The 19,587-nt window shown below is 64.4% G+C and carries 16 protein-coding genes and 3 tRNA genes; 10 read left to right on the top strand and 9 right to left on the bottom strand.

Annotated elements, in window-relative coordinates; genetic code table 11:
- Positions 1-612 (bottom strand): hypothetical protein, encoded by a 612-nt coding sequence (locus VSX77_RS01280; protein ID WP_338425867.1) that lies wholly within the window; start codon positions 610-612, stop codon positions 1-3.
- The gene (locus VSX77_RS01275; protein WP_338425866.1) at positions 602-817 is read right to left on the bottom strand and encodes a helix-turn-helix transcriptional regulator; all 216 of its coding nucleotides are present in this window, start codon (positions 815-817) and stop codon (positions 602-604) included. Before VSX77_RS01275 ends, VSX77_RS01280 begins: the two co-directional genes overlap by 11 nt.
- A 251-nt stretch (positions 818-1,068) precedes the next feature.
- On the opposite strand from VSX77_RS01275, the gene VSX77_RS01270 reads away from it, so the two are divergent.
- The 4 genes from VSX77_RS01270 to VSX77_RS01255 all read left to right on the top strand — a co-directional run bounded on the left by VSX77_RS01270 (position 1,069) and on the right by VSX77_RS01255 (position 7,317).
- The gene (locus VSX77_RS01270) at positions 1,069-1,950 is read left to right on the top strand and encodes a glycine--tRNA ligase subunit alpha (protein ID WP_338427185.1); all 882 of its coding nucleotides are present in this window, start codon (positions 1,069-1,071) and stop codon (positions 1,948-1,950) included.
- Positions 1,947-4,331, top strand: coding sequence for a glycine--tRNA ligase subunit beta (gene glyS, locus VSX77_RS01265; RefSeq protein ID WP_338425865.1), 2,385 nt, complete (start codon positions 1,947-1,949; stop codon positions 4,329-4,331). The genes VSX77_RS01270 and glyS overlap by 4 nt, the downstream gene beginning before the upstream one ends.
- 197 nt (positions 4,332-4,528) lie before the next feature.
- Complete coding sequence (gene ppdK, locus VSX77_RS01260) at positions 4,529-7,186, top strand: pyruvate, phosphate dikinase (protein ID WP_338425864.1); 2,658 nt, start codon at positions 4,529-4,531, stop codon at positions 7,184-7,186.
- 54 nt (positions 7,187-7,240) lie between these two features.
- Positions 7,241-7,317, top strand: a tRNA-Arg gene (locus VSX77_RS01255).
- Positions 7,318-7,433: 116 nt separating this feature from the next.
- On the opposite strand, the gene VSX77_RS01250 is transcribed toward VSX77_RS01255, so the two are convergent.
- Positions 7,434-7,524: transfer RNA gene (locus tag VSX77_RS01250), tRNA-Ser, on the bottom strand.
- A 75-nt stretch (positions 7,525-7,599) separates the two neighbouring features.
- Here VSX77_RS01250 and VSX77_RS01245 point away from each other — a divergent pair.
- The 3 genes from VSX77_RS01245 (at position 7,600) to VSX77_RS01235 (ending at position 9,153) form a co-directional block, all read left to right on the top strand.
- Positions 7,600-8,520, top strand: coding sequence for a peptidylprolyl isomerase (locus tag VSX77_RS01245; RefSeq protein WP_338427184.1), 921 nt, complete (start codon positions 7,600-7,602; stop codon positions 8,518-8,520).
- A gap of 6 nt (positions 8,521-8,526) precedes the next feature.
- Positions 8,527-8,841, top strand: a complete 315-nt coding sequence (locus tag VSX77_RS01240; RefSeq protein WP_338425863.1) for a DUF1905 domain-containing protein — start codon at positions 8,527-8,529, stop codon at positions 8,839-8,841.
- 237 nt (positions 8,842-9,078) lie between these two features.
- Positions 9,079-9,153, top strand: a tRNA-Thr gene (locus tag VSX77_RS01235).
- 16 nt (positions 9,154-9,169) lie between these two features.
- Here VSX77_RS01235 and VSX77_RS01230 read toward each other — a convergent pair.
- Positions 9,170-10,048, bottom strand: a complete 879-nt coding sequence (locus tag VSX77_RS01230; RefSeq protein ID WP_338425862.1) for a LysR substrate-binding domain-containing protein — start codon at positions 10,046-10,048, stop codon at positions 9,170-9,172.
- A 143-nt stretch (positions 10,049-10,191) separates the two neighbouring features.
- Here VSX77_RS01230 and VSX77_RS01225 point away from each other — a divergent pair, with 143 nt between their 5' ends.
- The gene (locus VSX77_RS01225; protein WP_338425861.1) at positions 10,192-12,513 is read left to right on the top strand and encodes a CDC48 family AAA ATPase; all 2,322 of its coding nucleotides are present in this window, start codon (positions 10,192-10,194) and stop codon (positions 12,511-12,513) included.
- Between the two features lie 104 nt (positions 12,514-12,617).
- Here VSX77_RS01225 and VSX77_RS01220 read toward each other — a convergent pair whose 3' ends face one another.
- Positions 12,618-13,934 (bottom strand): MFS transporter, encoded by a 1,317-nt coding sequence (locus VSX77_RS01220; RefSeq protein ID WP_338425860.1) that lies wholly within the window; start codon positions 13,932-13,934, stop codon positions 12,618-12,620.
- 145 nt (positions 13,935-14,079) lie between these two features.
- Here VSX77_RS01220 and VSX77_RS01215 point away from each other — a divergent pair, with 145 nt between their 5' ends.
- Positions 14,080-14,718, top strand: coding sequence for a class I SAM-dependent methyltransferase (locus VSX77_RS01215; RefSeq protein WP_338425859.1), 639 nt, complete (start codon positions 14,080-14,082; stop codon positions 14,716-14,718).
- A 3-nt stretch (positions 14,719-14,721) separates the two neighbouring features.
- On the opposite strand, the gene VSX77_RS01210 is transcribed toward VSX77_RS01215, so the two are convergent.
- Positions 14,722-15,912, bottom strand: a complete 1,191-nt coding sequence (locus VSX77_RS01210) for a phospholipase D-like domain-containing protein (RefSeq protein WP_338425858.1) — start codon at positions 15,910-15,912, stop codon at positions 14,722-14,724.
- Positions 15,913-16,047: 135 nt separating this feature from the next.
- On the opposite strand from VSX77_RS01210, the gene rpoZ reads away from it, so the two are divergent.
- The gene (gene rpoZ / locus VSX77_RS01205; protein ID WP_338425857.1) at positions 16,048-16,392 is read left to right on the top strand and encodes a DNA-directed RNA polymerase subunit omega; all 345 of its coding nucleotides are present in this window, start codon (positions 16,048-16,050) and stop codon (positions 16,390-16,392) included.
- Between the two features lie 53 nt (positions 16,393-16,445).
- Here rpoZ and VSX77_RS01200 read toward each other — a convergent pair whose 3' ends face one another.
- The 3 genes from VSX77_RS01200 to ftsH form a co-directional block, all read right to left on the bottom strand.
- Positions 16,446-17,051, bottom strand: a complete 606-nt coding sequence (locus VSX77_RS01200) for a DUF3800 domain-containing protein (RefSeq protein WP_338425856.1) — start codon at positions 17,049-17,051, stop codon at positions 16,446-16,448.
- A 98-nt stretch (positions 17,052-17,149) separates the two neighbouring features.
- The gene (locus VSX77_RS01195) at positions 17,150-17,458 is read right to left on the bottom strand and encodes a hypothetical protein (protein WP_338425854.1); all 309 of its coding nucleotides are present in this window, start codon (positions 17,456-17,458) and stop codon (positions 17,150-17,152) included.
- Between the two features lie 118 nt (positions 17,459-17,576).
- A complete protein-coding gene (gene ftsH / locus VSX77_RS01190; protein ID WP_338425853.1) occupies positions 17,577-19,520 on the bottom strand; it encodes an ATP-dependent zinc metalloprotease FtsH in 1,944 nt (647 codons plus the stop codon).
- Positions 19,521-19,587 lie beyond the last annotated feature (67 nt).

The raw sequence follows: 19,587 nt of genomic DNA, 5'->3' as shown, positions 1-19,587 counted from the left end.
TCAGCGGAACTTGAACCAGAAGTAGACGGCGGCGTTGACGAGCAGCGACAGGCCGAACAGCGCCATCGCATCGACGGGCGGGGCCATGCCCGCGCGCCACAGCACCCACCAGACGGGGCAGGGAAAGACAAAGGCGTAAAAGCCCGCGAGCGATGCCTGATGATAGGCGTGGCGTTCATGGTCGTCGACCGAGCGGTGATAGAGGGTGAGCGCGATCACCAGTCCGACCACCCACAGCAGCGACAGGCCGACGGCGACATTGGGCGTCAGCGCGCCGTTACCCATCAGCGCGCTGCCGGGTCCGTCCTGCAACAGCATCGCGGCGGCCATGCCGATCGCACCCGAGATGAGCAGGCTCGCCCAATAGCGCCGCTTGCGCTGCGACCAGGCGCGAAACCCGTCGGCGTGGCGCCAGACGTAAAGGCTGAGTGCGGCCACGCCGAGCGCGACGGCGATCAGCGGCGCCGCCCAAGGGGCAATCGCGGCGTCGCCGGCGTCGATCCGCGCCTGATTGAAACCGGCGAAACCGCCGGCGAGCAGCGCGGTGCCTGTGGCGATCGCGACGACGATCATTATCGACGGCGCACGCGCCTTTCCGGGATCATTCGCCATCGTCATGTCCTTTGTGGCTATCGTCGAAAATCTCCTCGATCGGCATGTCGAACAGCCGCGCCAGCTTGAAAGCGAGCGGGAGCGAGGGGTCATATTTGCCCGTTTCGATCGCATTCACCGCCTGGCGCGACACATCCAGCCGGTCGGCAAGTTCCGCCTGGCTCCAGTTTCGCATCGCGCGCAGCACCTTCAGCTGGTTGTTCATCGCCATTCCGTCATGCGACCCTGACCGAATGTCAGGTTTTGTTGACTAAATGACATGATTCGCTGACTATGTCAACAAAACCTGACATGGTCGCCGAAACCGCGTTCCGCGGCACTTTCGACAACTTCCAATCTCCCGCCACCCTTGACCCCCGCGCCCCGCTGCGCCAAGGGCGGCGACACTTGTTGCACCTGCGAAAGAGCGGAATTGTGGCCGACGCGGCGGAGACGAAATCCTTAAGCTTTCAGGACATGATCCTGACGCTCCACGCCTATTGGAGCGCGCGAGGCTGTGCGATCTTGCAGCCCTATGACATGCGCGTCGGGGCAGGGACCTTTCACCCCGCGACGACCTTGCGCAGCCTCGGTCCCGAGCCGTGGAACGTCGCCTATGTCCAGCCGAGCCGCCGTCCGACCGACGGCCGCTATGGCGAGAACCCGAACCGCCTCCAGCATTATTACCAGTATCAGGTGATCCTGAAGCCCTCGCCCGCCGACCTGCAGGAACAATATCTGGGCAGCCTCGCCGCGATCGGCATCGACCCGCTGCTCCACGACATCCGCTTCGTCGAGGACGATTGGGAATCGCCGACACTCGGCGCGTGGGGACTGGGCTGGGAGGTCTGGTGCGACGGTATGGAAGTTACCCAGTTCACCTACTTTCAGCAAATGGGCGGCTTCGACTGCAAGCCCGTCGCGGGCGAGCTCACCTACGGGCTCGAACGCCTCGCCATGTATATCCAGAATGTCGACAATGTGTACGACCTCCGCTTCTCCGACCCCGTCGGCGACGTGCCGGGGGTGAGCTATGGCGACGTCTTTCTGGAAAACGAACGCCAGTTCTCGAAATGGAATTTCGAGGTTGCCGACACCGACAGCCTGTTCGCGGGCTTCAAGGCCGCCGAGGCTGAATGCAACCGCGCGATTGAAGCGAACGTGCCGCTCGCAGCCTATGATCAGGCGATCGAGGCGAGCCATTTGTTCAACCTGCTCCAGGCGCGCGGGGTGATCAGCGTGCAGGAACGCGCCAATTACATGGCGCGCGTCCGCGACCTCGCGAAGGGCAGCTGCAAGGCTTGGATCGACAGCCAGTCGGAGAACTGGACCGCGAAATATCCGGGGTGGACGCTGTGACCGATTTCCTTCTCGAGCTGCGCAGCGAGGAAATCCCGGCGCGGATGCAGGCGGGTGCGCGCGCCGAACTCGACAAGCTGTTCCGCACGCAGATGGCGGCCGCAGGGATAGAGGTCGGCGACCTCACCATCTGGTCGACGCCGCGCCGTCTCGCGCTGATCGCCAGGGGCCTTCCGCAAGCGACCGCCGCGGTCAGCGAAGAGCTTAAAGGCCCGCGCACCAGCGCGCCGCCGCAGGCGCTCGAAGGCTTCCTCCGCAAGACCGGCCTGACGCAGGATCAACTCGAAGACCGCGACGGCGTCTACTTCGCCGTCATCGACAAACCCGGCCGCGCGACCGCCGAGGTGCTCGCCGAGGCGATCCCCGCGATCGTCCGCGCCTTCGCCTGGCCGAAATCGATGCGCTGGGGCAAGGAAAGCGCGAGCAGCGAAAGCCTGCGCTGGGTGCGCCCACTGTCGGGTATCGTCGCGATTTTCGGCGAGGAACTGGTGCCGTGCGAGATCGGCGGCATCGCGAGCGGTTTCGCGACGCGCGGCCATCGCTTCCACTGCCCGGGCGAGATCACGATCGGCTCGGCGGCGGACTACGCCGAGAAGCTCCGCGCGTGCCACGTCATCGTCGACCATGAAGAACGCCAGGCGATCATCCGCGACGGCGCTGCCAAGGCCGCGGCCGATGCCGGGATGACCCTGGTCGAGGACGAGGGGCTGGTGATCGAGAATGCGGGCCTCACCGAATGGCCGGTGCCGTTGCTCGGCCGCTTCGACGAAGCGTTTCTGGAGGTGCCGCCCGAGGTCATCCAGCTCACGACACGCGTGAACCAGAAATATTTCGTAGTGAACGGCGCTGACGGCAAGCTCGCCAACGGCTTCGTCTGCACCGCAAACATTGACGCGAGGGATGGCGGCGCCGAGATCGTCGCGGGCAACCGCAAGGTGCTGGCCGCGAGGTTGTCGGATGCGCGTTTCTTTTGGGAGCAGGACCAGAAGAAGACGCTCGCGCAGCACGCCGAAAAGCTCGCGAACATCACCTTCCACGAAAAGCTGGGCACCGTCGCCGACAAGGTCGAACGCGTCGCGAAGCTCGCGCGCTGGCTAATCGAAGAAGGCATCATTATGCCTTCGAGTGTTCCCGCGCAGGCGGGAACCCAGAGCGGAGATGCGCCCACATCAGCGGATAAACGCTCTGGACCCCCGCCTTCGCGGGGGATCACGGATGTGTCTCGCGAGGAATTGGCCGATCAGGCCGAACTCGCGGCACGCTTGGCGAAGGCCGACCTCGTCACCGAAATGGTCGGCGAATTCCCCGAACTGCAAGGCCTGATGGGCGGCTATTACGCCCGCGCCGAAGGCCTCCCCGATGCCGTCGCCGACGCGATCCGCGACCATTACAAGCCGGTAGGGCAGGGCGATGATGTCCCGTCCGCTCCGGCGACGGTGGCCGTGGCGCTGGCGGATAAATTGGATACAATCGCAGCGGGCTTCTTCGCCATTGATGAGAAGCCCTCCGGATCACGCGACCCATTCGCTTTGAGGCGAGCGGCCTTGGGTATCATTCGGCTAATGATCCAAAACGATTTGCGTTTTGGAATTTTGGCCGCTGTACATGCCGCCTTTGATGGTCTCACAAGCTGGCCCAATGATTACCGTTATTTAGGCTGGGATAGCACTCCCGACGGCGGAATAGTGCCGGAATTCACTCGAGTGCGATCCGGGCAGCTATCTCTCGTGGAAGATCGTCGTCTATCGATCGTGCGTCCCGCGAAGAAGGATGCTCTGGAAAACGACATTGTTCGAAAAGTGGAGCTATTGTCTCTCGCTGAAGTCAAGCGGGACGTACTTTCTTTCCTCGCAGACCGCCTCAAGGTCCAGCAGCGCGAAGCCGGCGTTCGCCACGACCTGATCGACGCGGTGTTCGCGCTCGGCGGCGAGGATGATCTTGTTCGCCTGCTCGCTCGCGTCAAAGCTTTGCAGGCGTTCATGGCGACCGAGGAAGGCGCCAATCTGCTCGCGGGCTACAAGCGCGCGGCGAATATCCTGAAGCAGGCGGATGTAAACGTCGCCCCCGCGAAGGCGGGGGCCGCTGGGGGTAGTGCGCCGAACACAGCGGCTCCCGCCTTCGCGAGGGCGACGGATGTGGATGCCGCCCTCGTCACGGCGCTCGATGCCGCTGAACCCGCGGCCTCCGCCGCCGTTGCCGAAGAACGCTTCACCGACGCCATGGCCGCGCTTGCCTCGCTTCGCGCGCCGATCGATGCCTTTTTCGACGGCGTGATGGTCAACGATCCCGACGAAGCGGTTCGCGCCTATCGCCTCGGCTTGCTCGCCCGATTTACCGGCGCGGTGCACGGCGTCGCCGATTTCTCGAAGATCGAGGGGTAAATCGACCTTCCATTCCCGTTCATGTCGAGCGAAGTCGAGACATCCGGGAAAGCGAACAAGAATGATGGGCATCTCGATTTCGCTCGATGCGAACGGAGTAGGGAAGTCTGGAAAGACCGAAGCAAAACTGAATCGACCAACTGCGATTGCATACCTATCCAGCCGCAACCTCCTCCCCGGGGCAGCAGGAGTAAGACATGACGAAGATGGTGCATTTGTTCGGCGGCGCGGCCACGACCGCCGAGCGTTCGAAAGAGTTGCTGGGCGGCAAGGGGTCGAACCTTGCCGAAATGGCCTCGATCGGCCTGCCGGTGCCGCCGGGCTTTACAATCACCACCGACGTCTGCACCCAATATTATGCCAATGGTGAGCAATTCCCCGCGGGCCTCGTCGAAGAGGTTGCCGCAGGCATTGCCCATATTGAAGGCATCACCGGAAAAAAGTTCGGCGACGCCGCCGACCCGCTTCTTGTTTCGGTTCGCTCTGGCGCGCGCGTTTCAATGCCGGGGATGATGGACACGGTCCTCAACCTCGGGCTCAACGATGCGACCGTGGTCGGACTTTCCGAAGCGTCGGGCGATCCGCGCTTCGCATGGGACAGCTACCGCCGCTTCGTCCAGATGTATGCCGACGTCGTCATGGGCCTCGACCATGCCGAGTTCGAGGAAGCGCTGGAAATCGCGAAGGAAGACAAGGGCTTTTATCTCGATACTGAAATGTCGGCCGAGGATTGGCAGGCGCTGGTCAGGACCTATCAGACGATCGTCGAGCGCGAAACCGGCGCGCCTTTTCCGCAGGATCCGAAGGATCAGCTGTGGGGCGCGATCGGCGCCGTCTTCGCAAGCTGGGAAAGCGACCGCGCAAAGGTCTATCGCCGCCTGAACTCGATCCCCGGCGAATGGGGCACCGCGGTCAACGTCCAGGCAATGGTGTTCGGCAATATGGGCGACACCTCGGCAACGGGGGTGGCGTTCACACGCGACCCGGCGACCGGCGAGCGTGCCTGGTATGGCGAATGGCTCATCAATGCCCAGGGCGAAGACGTCGTCGCGGGCATCCGTACCCCGCAATATCTGACCAGGATCGCTCGCGAGGCTGCCGGCGCCAAGCCGCTGTCGATGGAAGAGGCGATGCCCGAAACTTTCGCGGAGCTGGGCCGCGTCTTCGACACGCTCGAAACGCACTATCGCGATATGCAGGACATCGAGTTCACCGTCGAACGTGGCACTCTGTGGATGCTGCAGACCCGTTCGGGCAAGCGCACCGCCAAGGCGGCGCTCCGCATCGCGGTCGAAATGGCGGCGGAAGGGCTGATTTCGGAAGAGGAAGCCGTCGGTCGCGTCGATCCGGGCGCGCTCGATCAGCTTCTCCACCCCACACTCGACCCGAAGGCGCCGCGCGACGTGCTGACCAAGGGGCTTCCGGCGAGTCCCGGCGCTGCGTCGGGCAAGATCATGTTCGATGCCGACAGCGCCGAAAAGGCCGCGGGCATGGGTGAAGCGGTGATCCTCGTTCGCGTCGAGACGTCGCCCGAGGACATCCACGGCATGCACGCCGCGAAGGGGATCCTGACCGCGCGCGGCGGGATGACCAGCCACGCGGCGGTCGTTGCGCGCGGCATGGGGCGCCCGTGCGTGTCGGGTGCGGGCGGACTGAGCATTGACGGCGCCGCGCGCGTGCTGCGCGTCGCAGGCCGCGAACTGCGCGAGGGCGACATCATCACCCTCGACGGATCGACCGGCGAAGTGATGACGGGCGAGGTTCCAACCCTGCTCCCCGAACTGGTCGGGGATTTCGGCACGCTGATGGTGTGGGCCGACAAGGTGCGCCGCATGAGGGTGCGCGCCAACGCCGAAACCCCGCAGGATGCCCAGGTCGCGCGCGACTTTGGCGCCGAGGGCATCGGGCTCTGCCGTACCGAACATATGTTCTTCGACGCGGCGCGCATCACTGCGGTGCGCGAGATGATCCTCGCCGATAGCGAGGATGGCCGCCGCGCCGCGCTTGCCAAATTGCTTCCTGAGCAGCGTGCGGATTTCGCCGGGATTTTTCAGGTGATGGCGGGTTTGCCGGTAACTATTCGTCTGCTCGACCCGCCGCTCCACGAATTTTTGCCGACGCGCGAGGAGGATTTCGCCGATGTCGCCGCAGCGGCGGGTGTGGGAATCGAGGCGCTGAAAGCGCGGGCGAACGAACTCCACGAATTCAACCCGATGCTCGGCCATCGCGGGTGCCGTCTCGGTGTAACCTATCCTGAAATCTACGAAATGCAGGCACGCGCGATCTTTGAGGCCGCATGTGACGTCGCCGCCGAAACCGGCGCCGCGCCGATCCCCGAGGTGATGATCCCCTTGGTGGCGACGCGCCGCGAGTTCGACCTGATGAAGGCGGTCGTCGATGCCCAGGCGAAGGCGGTGTTTTCCAAAAAGGGCCGCGAGATCGCGTACCTCGTCGGCACGATGATCGAATTGCCGCGCGCCGCGCTGATGGCGGGGCAGATCGCCGAGACGGCCGAATTTTTCAGCTTCGGTACCAACGATTTGACGCAAACGACGATCGGCATCAGCCGCGACGATGCGGGTCGTTTCCTCACGCAATATGTCGACAAGGGCATCTTCCTGACCGACCCGTTCGTCAGCCTGGATGTCGAGGGCGTGGGCCAGCTGATCGAGATTGCTGCCGACCGCGGCCGGGCGACGCGTCCCGAGGTAAAACTTGGCATCTGCGGCGAGCATGGCGGCGACGCGCCGAGCATCCATTTTTGCGAAAAAACCGGCCTCGATTATGTCAGCGCCTCGCCCTATCGCGTGCCAATCGCGCGGCTCGCGGCGGCGCAGGCGGCGCTGCGCAAATAATCGGCCAAAGGGGCTTGCGCGACTCCGCACAGGCCCCTAAAGGCACCGCTCCACGCACCCGTAGCTCAGCTGGATAGAGCATCAGACTACGAATCTGAGGGTCGGGCGTTCGAATCGCTCCGGGTGCGCCATTTCCCTCCCAAGCCGTAACGACGCCGGGCCGGTCGGGGGTTTTCTCGATATACTCCCCGTTTTCTGCGCTTAACGGCGCGCGGCTGTGTCGTTGCGTGTGTAAGGGAAAAAGGGGTGGCGGAGCGGGAGGGATTCGAACCCTCGATACGCTTTTGACGTATACTCACTTTCCAGGCGAGCGCCTTCGACCACTCGGCCACCGCTCCGCATTTGCACTGGAAGGCGCGCCCTAGTCGGTTGTCGGGGCTTTCGCAAGCCGGTTGGGCGTGGCAGACAGACGCATGATCCATCGCCTGCTCGCCGCCGCAGCGGCCTTCGCCTTCGTCCATCCCATCGCTGCCCAGGAAGCCCCGCCTGCGCAACCATCGCCTAGCGAAATCGTAGATGCGGCGCCCGCGGCGGACTGGGTAGCGATCGCGCCGTCGGATCTGCTCGTGATGGACTTGGCGCCGTATGCAGCCGGCAAGGCGCGCCGCGTCATCATCCAGCTGATGCCCGCACCCTTCAGTCAGGGATGGATCGCTAATATCCGCAAGCTCGCCGCGGCGCGCTGGTGGGACGGCACCAGCATCAACCGCGTGCAGGACAATTATGTCGTCCAATGGGGCGATGCGACCGAAAAGAAGGCTTTGCCGGACGGTTTGGTGACGGTGCCCGAGAGCGCGTATCTTTCGGAGCGTCAGCGCGAAACAACGACCTGGTTGGCGTCCGCCAATGGCACATATGCTCCACATCATGGCGTTCTGGCAGGTTGGCCGGTCGCTTGGAACGCCGACGCGGTGTGGCCTGTCCATTGCTACGGCATGGTTGGCGTCGGCCGCAACCTTTCCCCCGACACGGGAAGCGGGGCTGAGCTTTACACGGTGATCGGCCATGCGCCGCGGCATCTCGATCGTAACATCGCGCTTGTCGGCCGCGTCGTTGAAGGGATCGAGCATCTGTCGAGCCTGCCGCGCGGGACGGACGCGCTCGGCTTCTATGAGGAGGATTCGCAGCGGGTGCCGATCGTGTCGATTCGCATCGCGACCGATCTGCCCGCCGCCGAACAGCCGCGGTTCGAATATCTGTCGGCGCAGAGCGGCAGCTTTGCGAAATATGCCGATGCACGCGCTAACCGCCGCGATCCCTTTTTTATCCGCCCCGCGGGCGGCGCCGACATCTGCAATATTCCGGTGCCGGTGCGCCCGATCGGAGCGAAGTAAAACGGCTTGGAATCGTTCACCGTCACCACCCCGCTTTGGCGCTGGCAATCGGCGACGGCGCCCGCCGCATGGTTCTTCGTGACGATCGCGGGCGAGGCGGGCGATGGTATTCGGCTGGCGGCGATCAGCGGACGATGGCTCGACGGACGGCGCGGGTTCGGATCGGCCAAGGTGCGCGCGGTGATCGGCGAGACCAGCTGGATGACGTCAGTCTTTCCGCATACGGAGAGTGGCGGATGGTTGCTGCCGGTTAAGGCGGCGGTGCGCAAGGCTGAGGGCCTGGCCGAAGGCGACGATGTGACGGTGACTGTCAGCCTTTAGGTGGCGTCTCGCCCTTTGCTTCGCGGGATTGTGCCTTCCGCTTACGCAGGTTTTCGCGCAGCGCGTCCGCGAGGCGACGTTCGCGTTCGAGGTCGGCAGGGGAGGGCGTCTTGCTCACGGGTGCGGCCATGCCCGCGAAATCGCCCGAACGTCAAGCCTCGCACCTTGACAGGCGAAGGGCGCCCCGCCATAGGCCGCGCCTGCCCCGTGCGCATCGGTTTGCACGGCGGCCCGGTTGCTGCTGTAGCTCAGTGGTAGAGCGCGTCATTGGTAATGACGAGGTCGACAGTTCAATCCTGTCCAGCAGCACCATTTTCCCTGATAGACGTCAGATTCGGGCCGCAAGCAGCCAGTCGTGGAACAGCTTGACCGCCGGCTGGCGCAGCGCGCGCGGGCGGCAGACGAACCAGTAGCTGTAGGGACTGTCCACGTCATAGTCGAACAGGCGAACGAGCCGCGGGTCGTGCGCGTCGTCGAAATGATGGCCATGCATGAAGGCGATGCCGATACCCTGCGCCGCGGCCTCGAGCATCAGCGGGCCCGAATCGAAATAGTCAATCCCTGCAGGCTCGAGATAGGGCATGCCGATCGCCTTTTTCCATTCGGCAAAGGTTTCGGGCATTTCGCGGTGCAAAAGCACGGTCATCCGCTGCAATTGTTCGGGCACCGTCACGGGCCGGTCGCCATCGGCCAGCGTGCGGGAGGCGATGGGGAACACCTTGTCCTGGTCGAGCCGCGCCGCATAGAGCGCGGGATCGATCGAGCGCGCGAGCGCGATCGCCGCGTCGATCCCGTCGCCCAGCCGCGCCTCGGCATGCGACATGGTGTCGATGTCGATGTGCAGTTCGGGATGCTGGCGGCGAAGTTCGGGCAGGCGCGGGAAGAGGCGCTGCTGCGCGAAAAGCGGCAGGACATTGAGATGGAGACGCAGCGAGGCGTCGGGCGCCCCCGCCTGGGCGATGACCGTGCGCAGTTCGTCGAGGATCGGCGACAGTTGTGCCTGCAACGCGCGTCCCGCCTCGGTCAGGCTGAGCCCGTGGTGATGGCGGTTGAAAAGCGGGCGCCCGACGGCATGTTCGAGCGTCTGGATCCGGCGCGACAGCGCAGGCATCGACAGGCCAAGCTCGATCGCCGCAGCCTTCACCGTACCGCGGCGCGCGACCTCCAGAAAGGCTTCCATGCTGCTGAGGGGGGGGAGGCGGGGCATGATGGCCGAGGGTGATGACATGAGCATCGCGGACATGCCAGAATTTTGTGCGCTGCGGCATGGAATGGCAGGCGCCGGGGGGTCGCAAATCGGGAACCGGCCCCCTATCTTCGGCATTCTGACCATTTTGCGGGAGACACGCCTTGGCCGAAGCAGCGGTAAAAGAACGACAGGTCAAATTGCAGGTCGCGAATGCGCGCGCCGAGGAAAGCGGCGGTGGGATCGCACGCATCCCGCGCTCGGCGATGGCCGAACTGGGCCTCAGCGAAGGCGATATTGTCCAGATCAGCGGCAAGCGCGACACGGCCTCGCGCGTCGTCGCGCCCTATGCCGAGGACGAGGGGCTGGATGTTATCCGTCTCGACGGCCTGCAGCGCGCCAATGCGGGCGCGGGCGCGGGCGATATGGTGGTACTGAGCCGCGTCGAAACACGCGCCGCGACGCGCGTCGTCTTTGCTCCCGCGCAGGAAAATCTGCGTTTGCAAGGCTCGGCAAATGCGCTCAAACGCAGCTTTTTCGGTCGGCCGCTCGTCGCGGGCGATACGGTCGCGACCGCGGGACAGCAGCGCGTGTCGGCGGGCGACATGCCGCCGCAACTGCGCCAGATGCTCAACGCGCCGGCCTATGCGCTGGCCGAAGTGCGGCTTATCGTCGTATCGGCGAGCCCCAAGGGAGTTGTCACGATCGACGAGAATACCGAGGTCGAGCTGCTCCCCGAATATCAGGAACCGCACGACGCGCGTCGCACCGACGTCACCTATGACGATCTCGGCGGACTGGGCGAAACGATCGACCAGCTGCGCGAGATGGTCGAGCTGCCGCTGCGTTATCCCGAATTGTTCCGCCGCCTGGGCGTCGATCCGCCGCGCGGCGTGTTGCTGCATGGGCCGCCGGGAACGGGCAAGACGCGGCTCGCGCGCGCGGTCGCGAACGAAAGCGAGGCGCAGTTCTTCCTGATCAACGGCCCCGAGATCATGGGCAGTGCCTATGGCGAGTCCGAAAAGCGGCTGCGCGACATTTTCGAGGCGGCGGCAAAGGCCGCGCCGTCGATCCTGTTCATCGACGAGATCGATTCGATCGCGCCGAAGCGCGGACAGGTGCAGGGCGAGGCGGAAAAGCGCCTCGTTGCGCAGCTGCTGACGCTGATGGACGGGCTGGAACCGCGCACAAACCTGGTCGTGATCGCGGCGACCAACCGCCCCGACGCGATCGACGAAGCGCTGCGGCGGCCGGGCCGCTTCGACCGCGAGATCGTGATCGGCGTTCCCGACGAGAAGGGTCGACGCGAGATATTGGGCATCCACACGCGCGGGATGCCGCTGGGCGAGGATGTCGATCTGGATGAGCTGGCACGCACGACCTTCGGTTTCGTCGGCGCCGACATGGCGGCGCTGACGCGCGAGGCGGCGATTGAGGCTGTGCGACGGATCATGCCCAAGCTGAACCTGGAGGAGGGAACAATCCCGCCCGAGGTGCTCGATGAACTGCGCGTACTGCGCGCCGACTTCAACAACGCGCTGAAGCGCGTTCAGCCGTCGGCGATGCGCGAGGTGATGGTGCAGGCACCGAACACGCGCTGGAGCGACATCGGCGGGCTGGATGCCGCGCGCGACAAGATGATCGAGGGCATCGAACTGCCGCTGAAGCATCCCGAGGCGTTTCGGCGACTGGGCATCCGGCCGGCGAAGGGTTTTCTGCTCTACGGCCCGCCGGGCACCGGCAAGACCCTGCTCGCAAAGGCGGCAGCGCGCGAATCGGACGCCAATTTCATCGCGATCAAATCGTCGGACCTTTTGTCCAAATGGTATGGCGAGAGCGAGCAGCAGATTGCGCGCCTGTTTGCGCGGGCGCGCGCAGTTGCGCCGACGATCGTCTTCATCGACGAACTCGACAGCCTGGTGCCCGCGCGCGGCAGCGGCACGTCGGGCGAGCCGCAGGTGACCGAGCGCGTCGTTAACACGATCCTGGCCGAAATGGATGGGATCGAGGAAATGCAGTCGGTCGTCGTCATCGGGGCGACCAACCGGCCGAACCTGATCGATCCCGCGCTGCTGCGCCCGGGACGGCTTGACGAGCTGATCTACGTGTCGGTGCCCGATCGCGAGGGGCGGCGTCGCATTCTGGAAATCCAGACGGGCAAGATGCCGCTGGCGGACGATGTCGATCTGGCTGTGCTGGCGGAGCGCACGGCGCGCTTCACCGGCGCGGATCTGGAAGACCTGTCGCGCCGCGCCGGGCTGGCGGCGCTCAAGCGATCGATCGGCGCCGACACGGTAACGATGGCCGATTTCGAGGCGGCGTTGAAAGACACGCGCGCGTCGGTCACCGAGGCGATGGAAAAGGATTATGAAAAGATCCAGGGCGAGATCAAGCAGAAGGCGATGAGCGTCGATCCTATTGGCTTCTTTGCGCCAGGGATGCTGAAACCCGTCCGCGACCAGAAGCATGAGGAGCCGCGCGATTGAAGCCTAACGTCATCCCGGCGAAGGCCGGGATCTCGCCATGGCTTTGTGACGCCACGGTGAGATCCCGGCCTTCGCTGGGATGACGAAAATATAGGCGGTGGCGGTTATGTGACAGGCTGATCCAGTCGCAGCGCCGCCCAGCCCCAAAGCACCAGCCATGCGCAGAAGCTGGCCATCAGTGCGTAGGCCATAATAGGGTGCCAGTTGTAGACGAGCACGCCGACTGCCGGGGAGACGATATAGGCCGATCCGTTAATCGACGCGGTCATCCCCGCGACGCTCCCCTGGTCGCGGCGTGGCACTGCAAGCGATGCGCCGGCGGTGAACCCGGGCCGGAACAGCCCGAAGCCGAGCGAGGCGAGGGCAAAGCCGATGATGATCCCGTGAAAATCCTGTGACAGCCCCGTCAGCAAGATGCCCACACCGCCAAGCGCCGCGCCGCCGAGGACTGCGGTTCGCGGCGACATTTTGAGCAGCGGGATCAACCCCCATTGCGCGAGCAGGGTTGCGAACGCGCCCGCCATCAGCACGATGCCAGTCATTGCGGCGCCTTCGTCGGGGCGGGGACGCAGGTTCAGCCGGTCGAGGATCAAGAAGCCGATCACGCCCAGCATCATCGCCTGTGCCTGCCCGCCGAGAAAGCCCGCCAGCAGCCAAGGCCTTACGCGCGCGTCGGCCCAGCGGAGCGGCAGCGGCGCAGTTGCGCCAAGACCGTTCGGAATTTGCTCCTCCTCCTCCTCGTCCGCAGCGGCCTGCGACGACGCGCCGGTGGTGGGATAGGATATGATCGAGCCGCGCGCGGCAAAGCGCGGCACATCGTTCGGAAGGCGCCAGCGCAGCGCTATGAGAACCGCGAGCCCGATGAAGGCAAAGACAAGCAGTGGCCCGGCGAGGCCGACGATGGGAAGAATGAAGAAGGGCGCGATCGCGGGACCGATGACGGTGCCGAGGCCGAAAGAGGAGGAGACGAGCGACAATGCCTGCGTGCGCTGTTCGGGGTCGGTGCGCGCGGCAACATAGGCCTGCACCGCGGGTGGTGCGGCCGATCCCAACCCGCCGTAAAGGCTGCGGAACAGCGCGAAGAGAATGAAAGTCATACCCGCCGCCAACCAGCCTTGAAGCCCCGACCACAGGACGACGCCGCACAGCGCCATGGACGAGAGGAAACCGATGACGCCCAGCGCCATCAGTGCCTTGCGCCCACGCTTGTCCGACTGGCGCGCCCAGTGCGGTGCCGTGAGCACCCAGAGGAGCGCCGACCAGCTGAATGCCAAGCTGACCCACACGTCGGGAATGGCGAGCTTGGTCCCGATGGCAGGCAGAATCGACTGCATCGCGGTATTGCCGGCAGCCGCGACGAGCATCACCGCGAACAGCACCGCCATACGGTCGGGCGGAATGGAATGCGATATATTCGCCATGTCCGCCCCTTTGTTTTCCGACCGATAACGCCGCTTCTCCCTACACGCGGAAGCCCGGCTGTCCAGTGACAAGGCAGACTCTTTCCTTGCGCGACGCTCCCGATTTTGCCACGCAATTCATCGACCCAACAATGCGAAAGCCAATATGACCAATCCGCGGGCGCAGGCCCAACAAACCAAAGCCCCGCTGGCCCGACGGCTGCGGCAGGGCCTCAAGAGCTTTTTCGGACCGTGGGGCATGTTCGTGCGCGGGTTCATCAAGCATCCGGTGATGGTCGGATCGATCGTGCCGTCATCGCCGACGCTGATCCGCCACATGCTGAAACCCGTGGATTGGAAAAATACCAAGCTGTTCGTCGAATATGGACCCGGGGTCGGCACTTTCTGCCGCCCGGTGCTCGAGCGGATGGCGGGCGACGCGACGTTGATCGCGATCGATACGAACGAGGATTTTATCGACTATCTGCGGAAAGACATCCGCGACAGCCGCTTCATCGCCGTCCATGGATCGGCGGCCGACGTCGAAGACATCGTTCGCGCGCACGGGTTCGATCACGCCGATTATGTGCTTTCCGGGCTGCCGTTCTCAACTCTCCCAGCCGGCGTCGGCCCGGCGATCGCGGCGTCGACGCATCGCGTTTTGCGCCCCGGCGGCGCCTTCCTCGTCTATCAGTTCCGCGCCCGCGCCCGCGATTTCCTCGCCGCGCATTTCAGCCGCATCGACAATGCGTTCGAATGGGTGAATGTTCCGCCCTGTTTCCTCTTCTGGGCGTGGAAGGATTAAGAGTTAGACCTCCGGGTCGGGGTCGCCCAGGCCGAAGTTGAGTTTGCGCGACACCGTATAGTCGGCGACGCCCACCACGAACCAGGCAAGCGTCCAGCGGAGCCGTGTCCACCAGCTCGCTCGCGCTCTGTGCGCCTCGGCTGTGATGACTTCGCAATCGGGCTCCAGTTCGGCGACGAAGCGCCGCATCTGCGCCGCAAAGCCGGCGTCGGCGATCCGTACCATCAGTTCGACATTCACGAACAGACTGCGCACGTCAAAATTTGCCGAGCCGATATAGACGACATCATCGACGACGATCAGCTTCATGTGCAGTTTGCATGGCCGATATTCCCAGACGTCGGCGCGCTTGCGGAGCAGATAGCCGTACAGCAGGCGCGAGGCGCCGATGGTCGCCGCATTGTCCGACTTGCCCGCCATGACGAAGCGCGCGCGCCCGCACTGGGCGACGCGGCCGAGGCGGCGGAGCAGGCCCTGACCAGGCGAAAAATAGGCCATCGCCATGTCGAGCTGGCGTGCACCTTCCAAATCGGCGCGGACCGCGCGCGCCCACGGGGACAGCCGCTGCGTCGGACCGCCGACGAGCCACGAGACGGCGGCGCCGTCCATGGGCCATTCGCGGATCAGCCGCCGCAGCAAAAGCAGCTTGCCATCGTGGTTGACCGTATAGTCGTAGAGTCCGGCGAACCATTCGGCCGCATGAGCCACGCTGGGTCCCTCGATCACCATGCCGATGTCGAGCCAGCAATCGCTGCGCGGCGGGCTCAGATAATCGTCGGCGATATTGAAGCCGCCGGTGACGGCAACCGTTTCGTCAATCAGGATCAGCTTCTGGTGATTGCGGATCAGATAGGTCGATCGCCAGCGGCGCGAGAAAAACGTCGCGCTGCCGCCTGCTTCGCGCAAGGGCACGAAGAGTGCATCGGGGGTGTCGCCCGACCCAAAGCTGTCGATCAGCGCGCGAACGCGAACGCCGCGGCGCGCGGCCGCGACCAGCGCGCGCAGAACGCTGAGGCCCGCCGCGTCGCTGTCGAAAATATACATGATCACCTCGACGCTGCGTTCGGCGCCATCGATCAGGGCGATCAGCCGCGCCAGCCGTTCGCCGCCGTCGAAGACCAGCTCGATCCGGTGGCCTGCTACATCTGCCGCCAGTCGTCCCGGCAGGTCGGCGGAGGGGCAGGCATCGCTCATGCCTGCTCATAGGACGGCAGGAGAGCGCGCCGCAAGGGCGGCGCTTTCATTGACAGGCGCGGGCGAGCCTGCTAGCGCGCAGCGCTTGCCGCCATGCCCACGAAAGGGCTGGCCTCTCCCGTTTAAGGAAATATCATGGCCCGCGTTACCGTCGAGGATTGCGTCGACAAAGTTCCCAACCGTTTCGACCTGGTCCTGCTCTCCGCGCACCGCGCCCGCGAAATCTCCGGCGGTTCGGAGCTGACCGTTGATCGCGACCGCGACAAGAATCCGGTCGTCGCGCTGCGCGAAATCGCCGAGCAGACGATCCGTCCCAAGGATCTGCAGGAAACGCTCGTCGGTTCGATGCAGAAGGTTGTCGTCGACGATGACGATACGCCGGATGAAATCAGCTCGATCAGCCGCTCGGCCGAAGCGCTGCGCCTGACTGCGGCGGCACCGCCGCGCAGCCCCGCCGGCGGTGGCGGCGACTTCGAATAAGCGCTGCCGATAATCGATTACCAAGGGGGCCGCAGGAAACTGCGGCCCTTTTGTCATGGCATTATCGTGAGATCGGCGATGCGGATCGCCCTTGATGCCAACATCGGTTCGACGATCGTCCGGATACGGCGCGCGCGAGGCGATTTCACCGCGATGTTGAACAGGCTGTTGGCGATGACGTCGGCGATCTGCACACCGTTGCTGCGGTGGCTGTCGGCAAGCGAAGCGCGGCCCCACTGGCCGAGGCCGGCCTGAATCTCCGCGCGGACACAACCGAGGATAATGGGGTCGTAGCGCCCGTCGTCGATCACGACGTCGGTGCACACGCCGCCCGTCTCGGGCAGCCAGCGGCCGATCGCAAGATCGAGCAACGCAGCATAGAGATTAAGGTCGCTCGGCAACGTGCCGGCGGGGCTCGGCGCGAGCCGCTCGCGTTCGGCCACCGCGACCCATGCGCGGCCGCCCGCGCGATCAAAGAGTTCGAGCAGATAGGCGCGTTCGACAAGGCTGAGCCGGCTGCCCTTAAGCTCGCCGCGCATCCCGGTGACGCTGCGAAAACGCGCGTGGATGCCATCCGCAACTTCGGGCGTCAGCATTACAGCGGCGAAGGTCATCGCGCCGGCGTTGAGCCCGCCCGATTCGTCGCAATATATCGTCATGCAGTGCCGCCTGAGACCGGGACCCCAAGCCACGGCACGCTCAATGCTTTACGAGGTCGCATCATCGCTCCTTTGTCCGGTAATGCACGCCCGGCGAATCAGGCGGGGCAGGGATAGCGCTTCCTCATCAGCGCGTCGAAGGCGGCATAGAGGCTGACCCGATCGCGAACGCGCGCCGGATAGCCGCGAAGGTGCGCGAGCCACTGTTCGGGGGTAAGGCTCCCCGATTCGGGTGGGCAGCTCGTCGTCTTTCGCCCCGCGCGCCGCTCGGCGTCGATGCGCGCCTTATATCGCTTGCCCGCGGCAATCACTTCGTTCCTAAGCTGGAGACCCTGCGGTGTCGCGAGCGCGAGCGGCCCCAATCGTTCGAGCGATCCCGCGCGGGCGAGGAAGGCGGCGATGCTCATATCGCTTGGTGCCATGCCGCATAGCAGGGGAGCTGCGAGAATAAGGGACAGGGGTCGCGCATGAGTTACGCCGATCATGCGCCGCAATCTGTCCCCCGCCAATGAATGACCCCTGATGCTAGGCACCCTGCGGATTTGCGTCGCCGAACGGCCGCGGCTTGCGCTTGATCCGCGGGATGCCGCCGGCATGGCCCTTGACGGGTGTGCCGCGCTTGTCGGCGTCGTCCTCGCGGCCGATGTCCTCGCCCTTGATCGCGCGCTTCGCTTCCTCGCCCGAGAGCGTTTCATATTCGAGCAGTGCCCCCGCGAGCAGATGGAGCTCGTCGATATGCTCGGTCAGCACCTTGCGCGCGACGGCTTCGCCCTCTTCTACAAGACGCCGGACTTCCGCATCGATCAGCTTTGCCGTTTCCTCCGACATGTTCTGCGCGCGGGAAACACTGTGGCCGAGGAACACCTCGTCCTGATTGTCGCGATAGCGCAGCCAGCCGAGCTTTTCGGACATGCCATATTCCATGACCATCGAACGTGCCATGTCGGTCGCCTGCTGGATGTCGTTCGACGCACCCGTATTGAGTTCGTCTGCACCATAGATAAGCTGTTCGGCGATGCGGCCGCCGAAACAGAGCGCGAGGCGCGCCTTCATCTGCTTCATGCTCATCGAAAAACGGTCACGTTCGGGCAGGTTCCATGTCACCCCGAGCGCGCGACCTCGCGGAATGATTGTCACCTTGTGCAATGGGTCGCAGCCCTCGACGTGCAGCGACACGAGCGCGTGGCCCGCTTCATGATAGGCTGTCGACTTCTTCTCGTCCTCGGTCATCACCATCGAGCGGCGCTCGGCGCCCATCATGACCTTGTCCTTGGCTTCCTCAAACTCGTTCGACGCGATCAGGCGCTTGCCCCGGCGCGCCGCGAGCAGGGCGGCTTCGTTCGCCAGATTGGCGAGGTCGGCGCCCGAAAAGCCCGGCGTCCCGCGCGCGATGCGGCGAAGATCGACGTCGGGTGCGAGCGGCTTTTTGCGCGTATGAACTTCGAGAATCTTCTGGCGTCCCTCGATGTCGGGACGCGGCACGACGACCTGTCGGTCGAAGCGGCCCGGGCGCAGCAGCGCGGGGTCGAGCACGTCAGGGCGGTTCGTCGCCGCGACGATGATGATGCCCTCGTTCGCCTCGAATCCATCCATCTCGACAAGCAGTTGGTTTAACGTCTGTTCGCGTTCGTCATTGCCATTGCCGAGCCCGGCGCCGCGGTGGCGGCCGACCGCGTCAATTTCGTCGATGAACACGATACACGGCGCATTGCGCTTCGCCTGTTCGAACATGTCGCGAACGCGCGAGGCGCCGACGCCGACAAACATTTCAACGAAGTCCGAGCCCGAAATGGTGAAGAAGGGGACGCCCGCTTCGCCGGCAATCGCTCGCGCGAGCAGCGTTTTGCCGGTGCCGGGCGAACCGACGAGCAGCGCCCCCTTCGGAATCTGCCCGCCGAGCTTGGAAAATTTGGTGGGATCTTTCAGGAACTCGACGATTTCCTCGAGCTCCTCGCGCGCTTCGTCGATGCCCGCGACATCGTCGAAAGTGACGCGGCCCTGCTTTTCGGTGAGCATCTTTGCGCGCGACTTGCCAAAGCCCATCGCGCCCGAGCCGTTGTTTTTCTGCACCTGGCGGAAGACGAAGAACGCAATGCCCAGAATCAGCAGAAAGGGCAGCGACTGGATGAGCATATACATCCAGAAATTCGGTGTTTCGACCGGCTGGCCGTCATATTTGACGCCATTGTCGTTGAGCATTTTCAGAAGTTCGGGATCGCGCACGACGTTTGCGGTGAAGCGGTCGCCGTTGGAAAGCGTGCCGGTCACCTTGTCCTCGGACAGGATCACCTCCTTGACGCTGCCCTCCTCGACCTTCTGACGGAATTCCGAATAGGCGAGGGGATTGCCCGCAGGCTGTGTGGCGCCGCCGAACATCGAGGCGACGAGGAGCATGGCGAGCAAGATACCGCTCCAGATCATCACGCTCTTCATCCAGGGGTTGCCCTGCGGTTCCTTATCGTCCTGCATTCGGAATCTTCCTCAACGGCGCAAGCGCTGCGCTCCTATCCGCTCAAGATAGGATAATCGGGTTAAA

Source organism: Sphingopyxis sp. TUF1 (assembly GCF_036687315.1).
GTDB lineage: Bacteria > Pseudomonadota > Alphaproteobacteria > Sphingomonadales > Sphingomonadaceae > Sphingopyxis > Sphingopyxis kveilinensis.
The sequence above is the reverse complement of the archived record's forward strand: the minus strand, read 5'-3'. Positions and strand labels throughout refer to the sequence as shown.

What these genes read in the sequence shown, in the direction of transcription:
- VSX77_RS01280 (WP_338425867.1), bottom strand. Translation starts at nt 612, where the DNA reads ATGGCGAATGATCCCGGAAAGGCGCGTGCGCCGTCGATAATGATCGTC.
- VSX77_RS01275 (WP_338425866.1), bottom strand. Translation starts at nt 817, where the DNA reads ATGAACAACCAGCTGAAGGTGCTGCGCGCGATGCGAAACTGGAGCCAG.
- VSX77_RS01270 (WP_338427185.1), top strand. Translation starts at nt 1,069, where the DNA reads ATGATCCTGACGCTCCACGCCTATTGGAGCGCGCGAGGCTGTGCGATC.
- ppdK (WP_338425864.1), top strand. Translation starts at nt 4,529, where the DNA reads ATGACGAAGATGGTGCATTTGTTCGGCGGCGCGGCCACGACCGCCGAG.
- VSX77_RS01245 (WP_338427184.1), top strand. Translation starts at nt 7,600, where the DNA reads ATGATCCATCGCCTGCTCGCCGCCGCAGCGGCCTTCGCCTTCGTCCAT.
- VSX77_RS01230 (WP_338425862.1), bottom strand. Translation starts at nt 10,048, where the DNA reads ATGCCCCGCCTCCCCCCCCTCAGCAGCATGGAAGCCTTTCTGGAGGTC.
- VSX77_RS01220 (WP_338425860.1), bottom strand. Translation starts at nt 13,934, where the DNA reads ATGGCGAATATATCGCATTCCATTCCGCCCGACCGTATGGCGGTGCTG.
- VSX77_RS01215 (WP_338425859.1), top strand. Translation starts at nt 14,080, where the DNA reads ATGACCAATCCGCGGGCGCAGGCCCAACAAACCAAAGCCCCGCTGGCC.
- VSX77_RS01210 (WP_338425858.1), bottom strand. Translation starts at nt 15,912, where the DNA reads ATGAGCGATGCCTGCCCCTCCGCCGACCTGCCGGGACGACTGGCGGCA.
- rpoZ (WP_338425857.1), top strand. Translation starts at nt 16,048, where the DNA reads ATGGCCCGCGTTACCGTCGAGGATTGCGTCGACAAAGTTCCCAACCGT.
- VSX77_RS01200 (WP_338425856.1), bottom strand. Translation starts at nt 17,051, where the DNA reads ATGACGATATATTGCGACGAATCGGGCGGGCTCAACGCCGGCGCGATG.
- VSX77_RS01195 (WP_338425854.1), bottom strand. Translation starts at nt 17,458, where the DNA reads ATGAGCATCGCCGCCTTCCTCGCCCGCGCGGGATCGCTCGAACGATTG.
- ftsH (WP_338425853.1), bottom strand. Translation starts at nt 19,520, where the DNA reads ATGCAGGACGATAAGGAACCGCAGGGCAACCCCTGGATGAAGAGCGTG.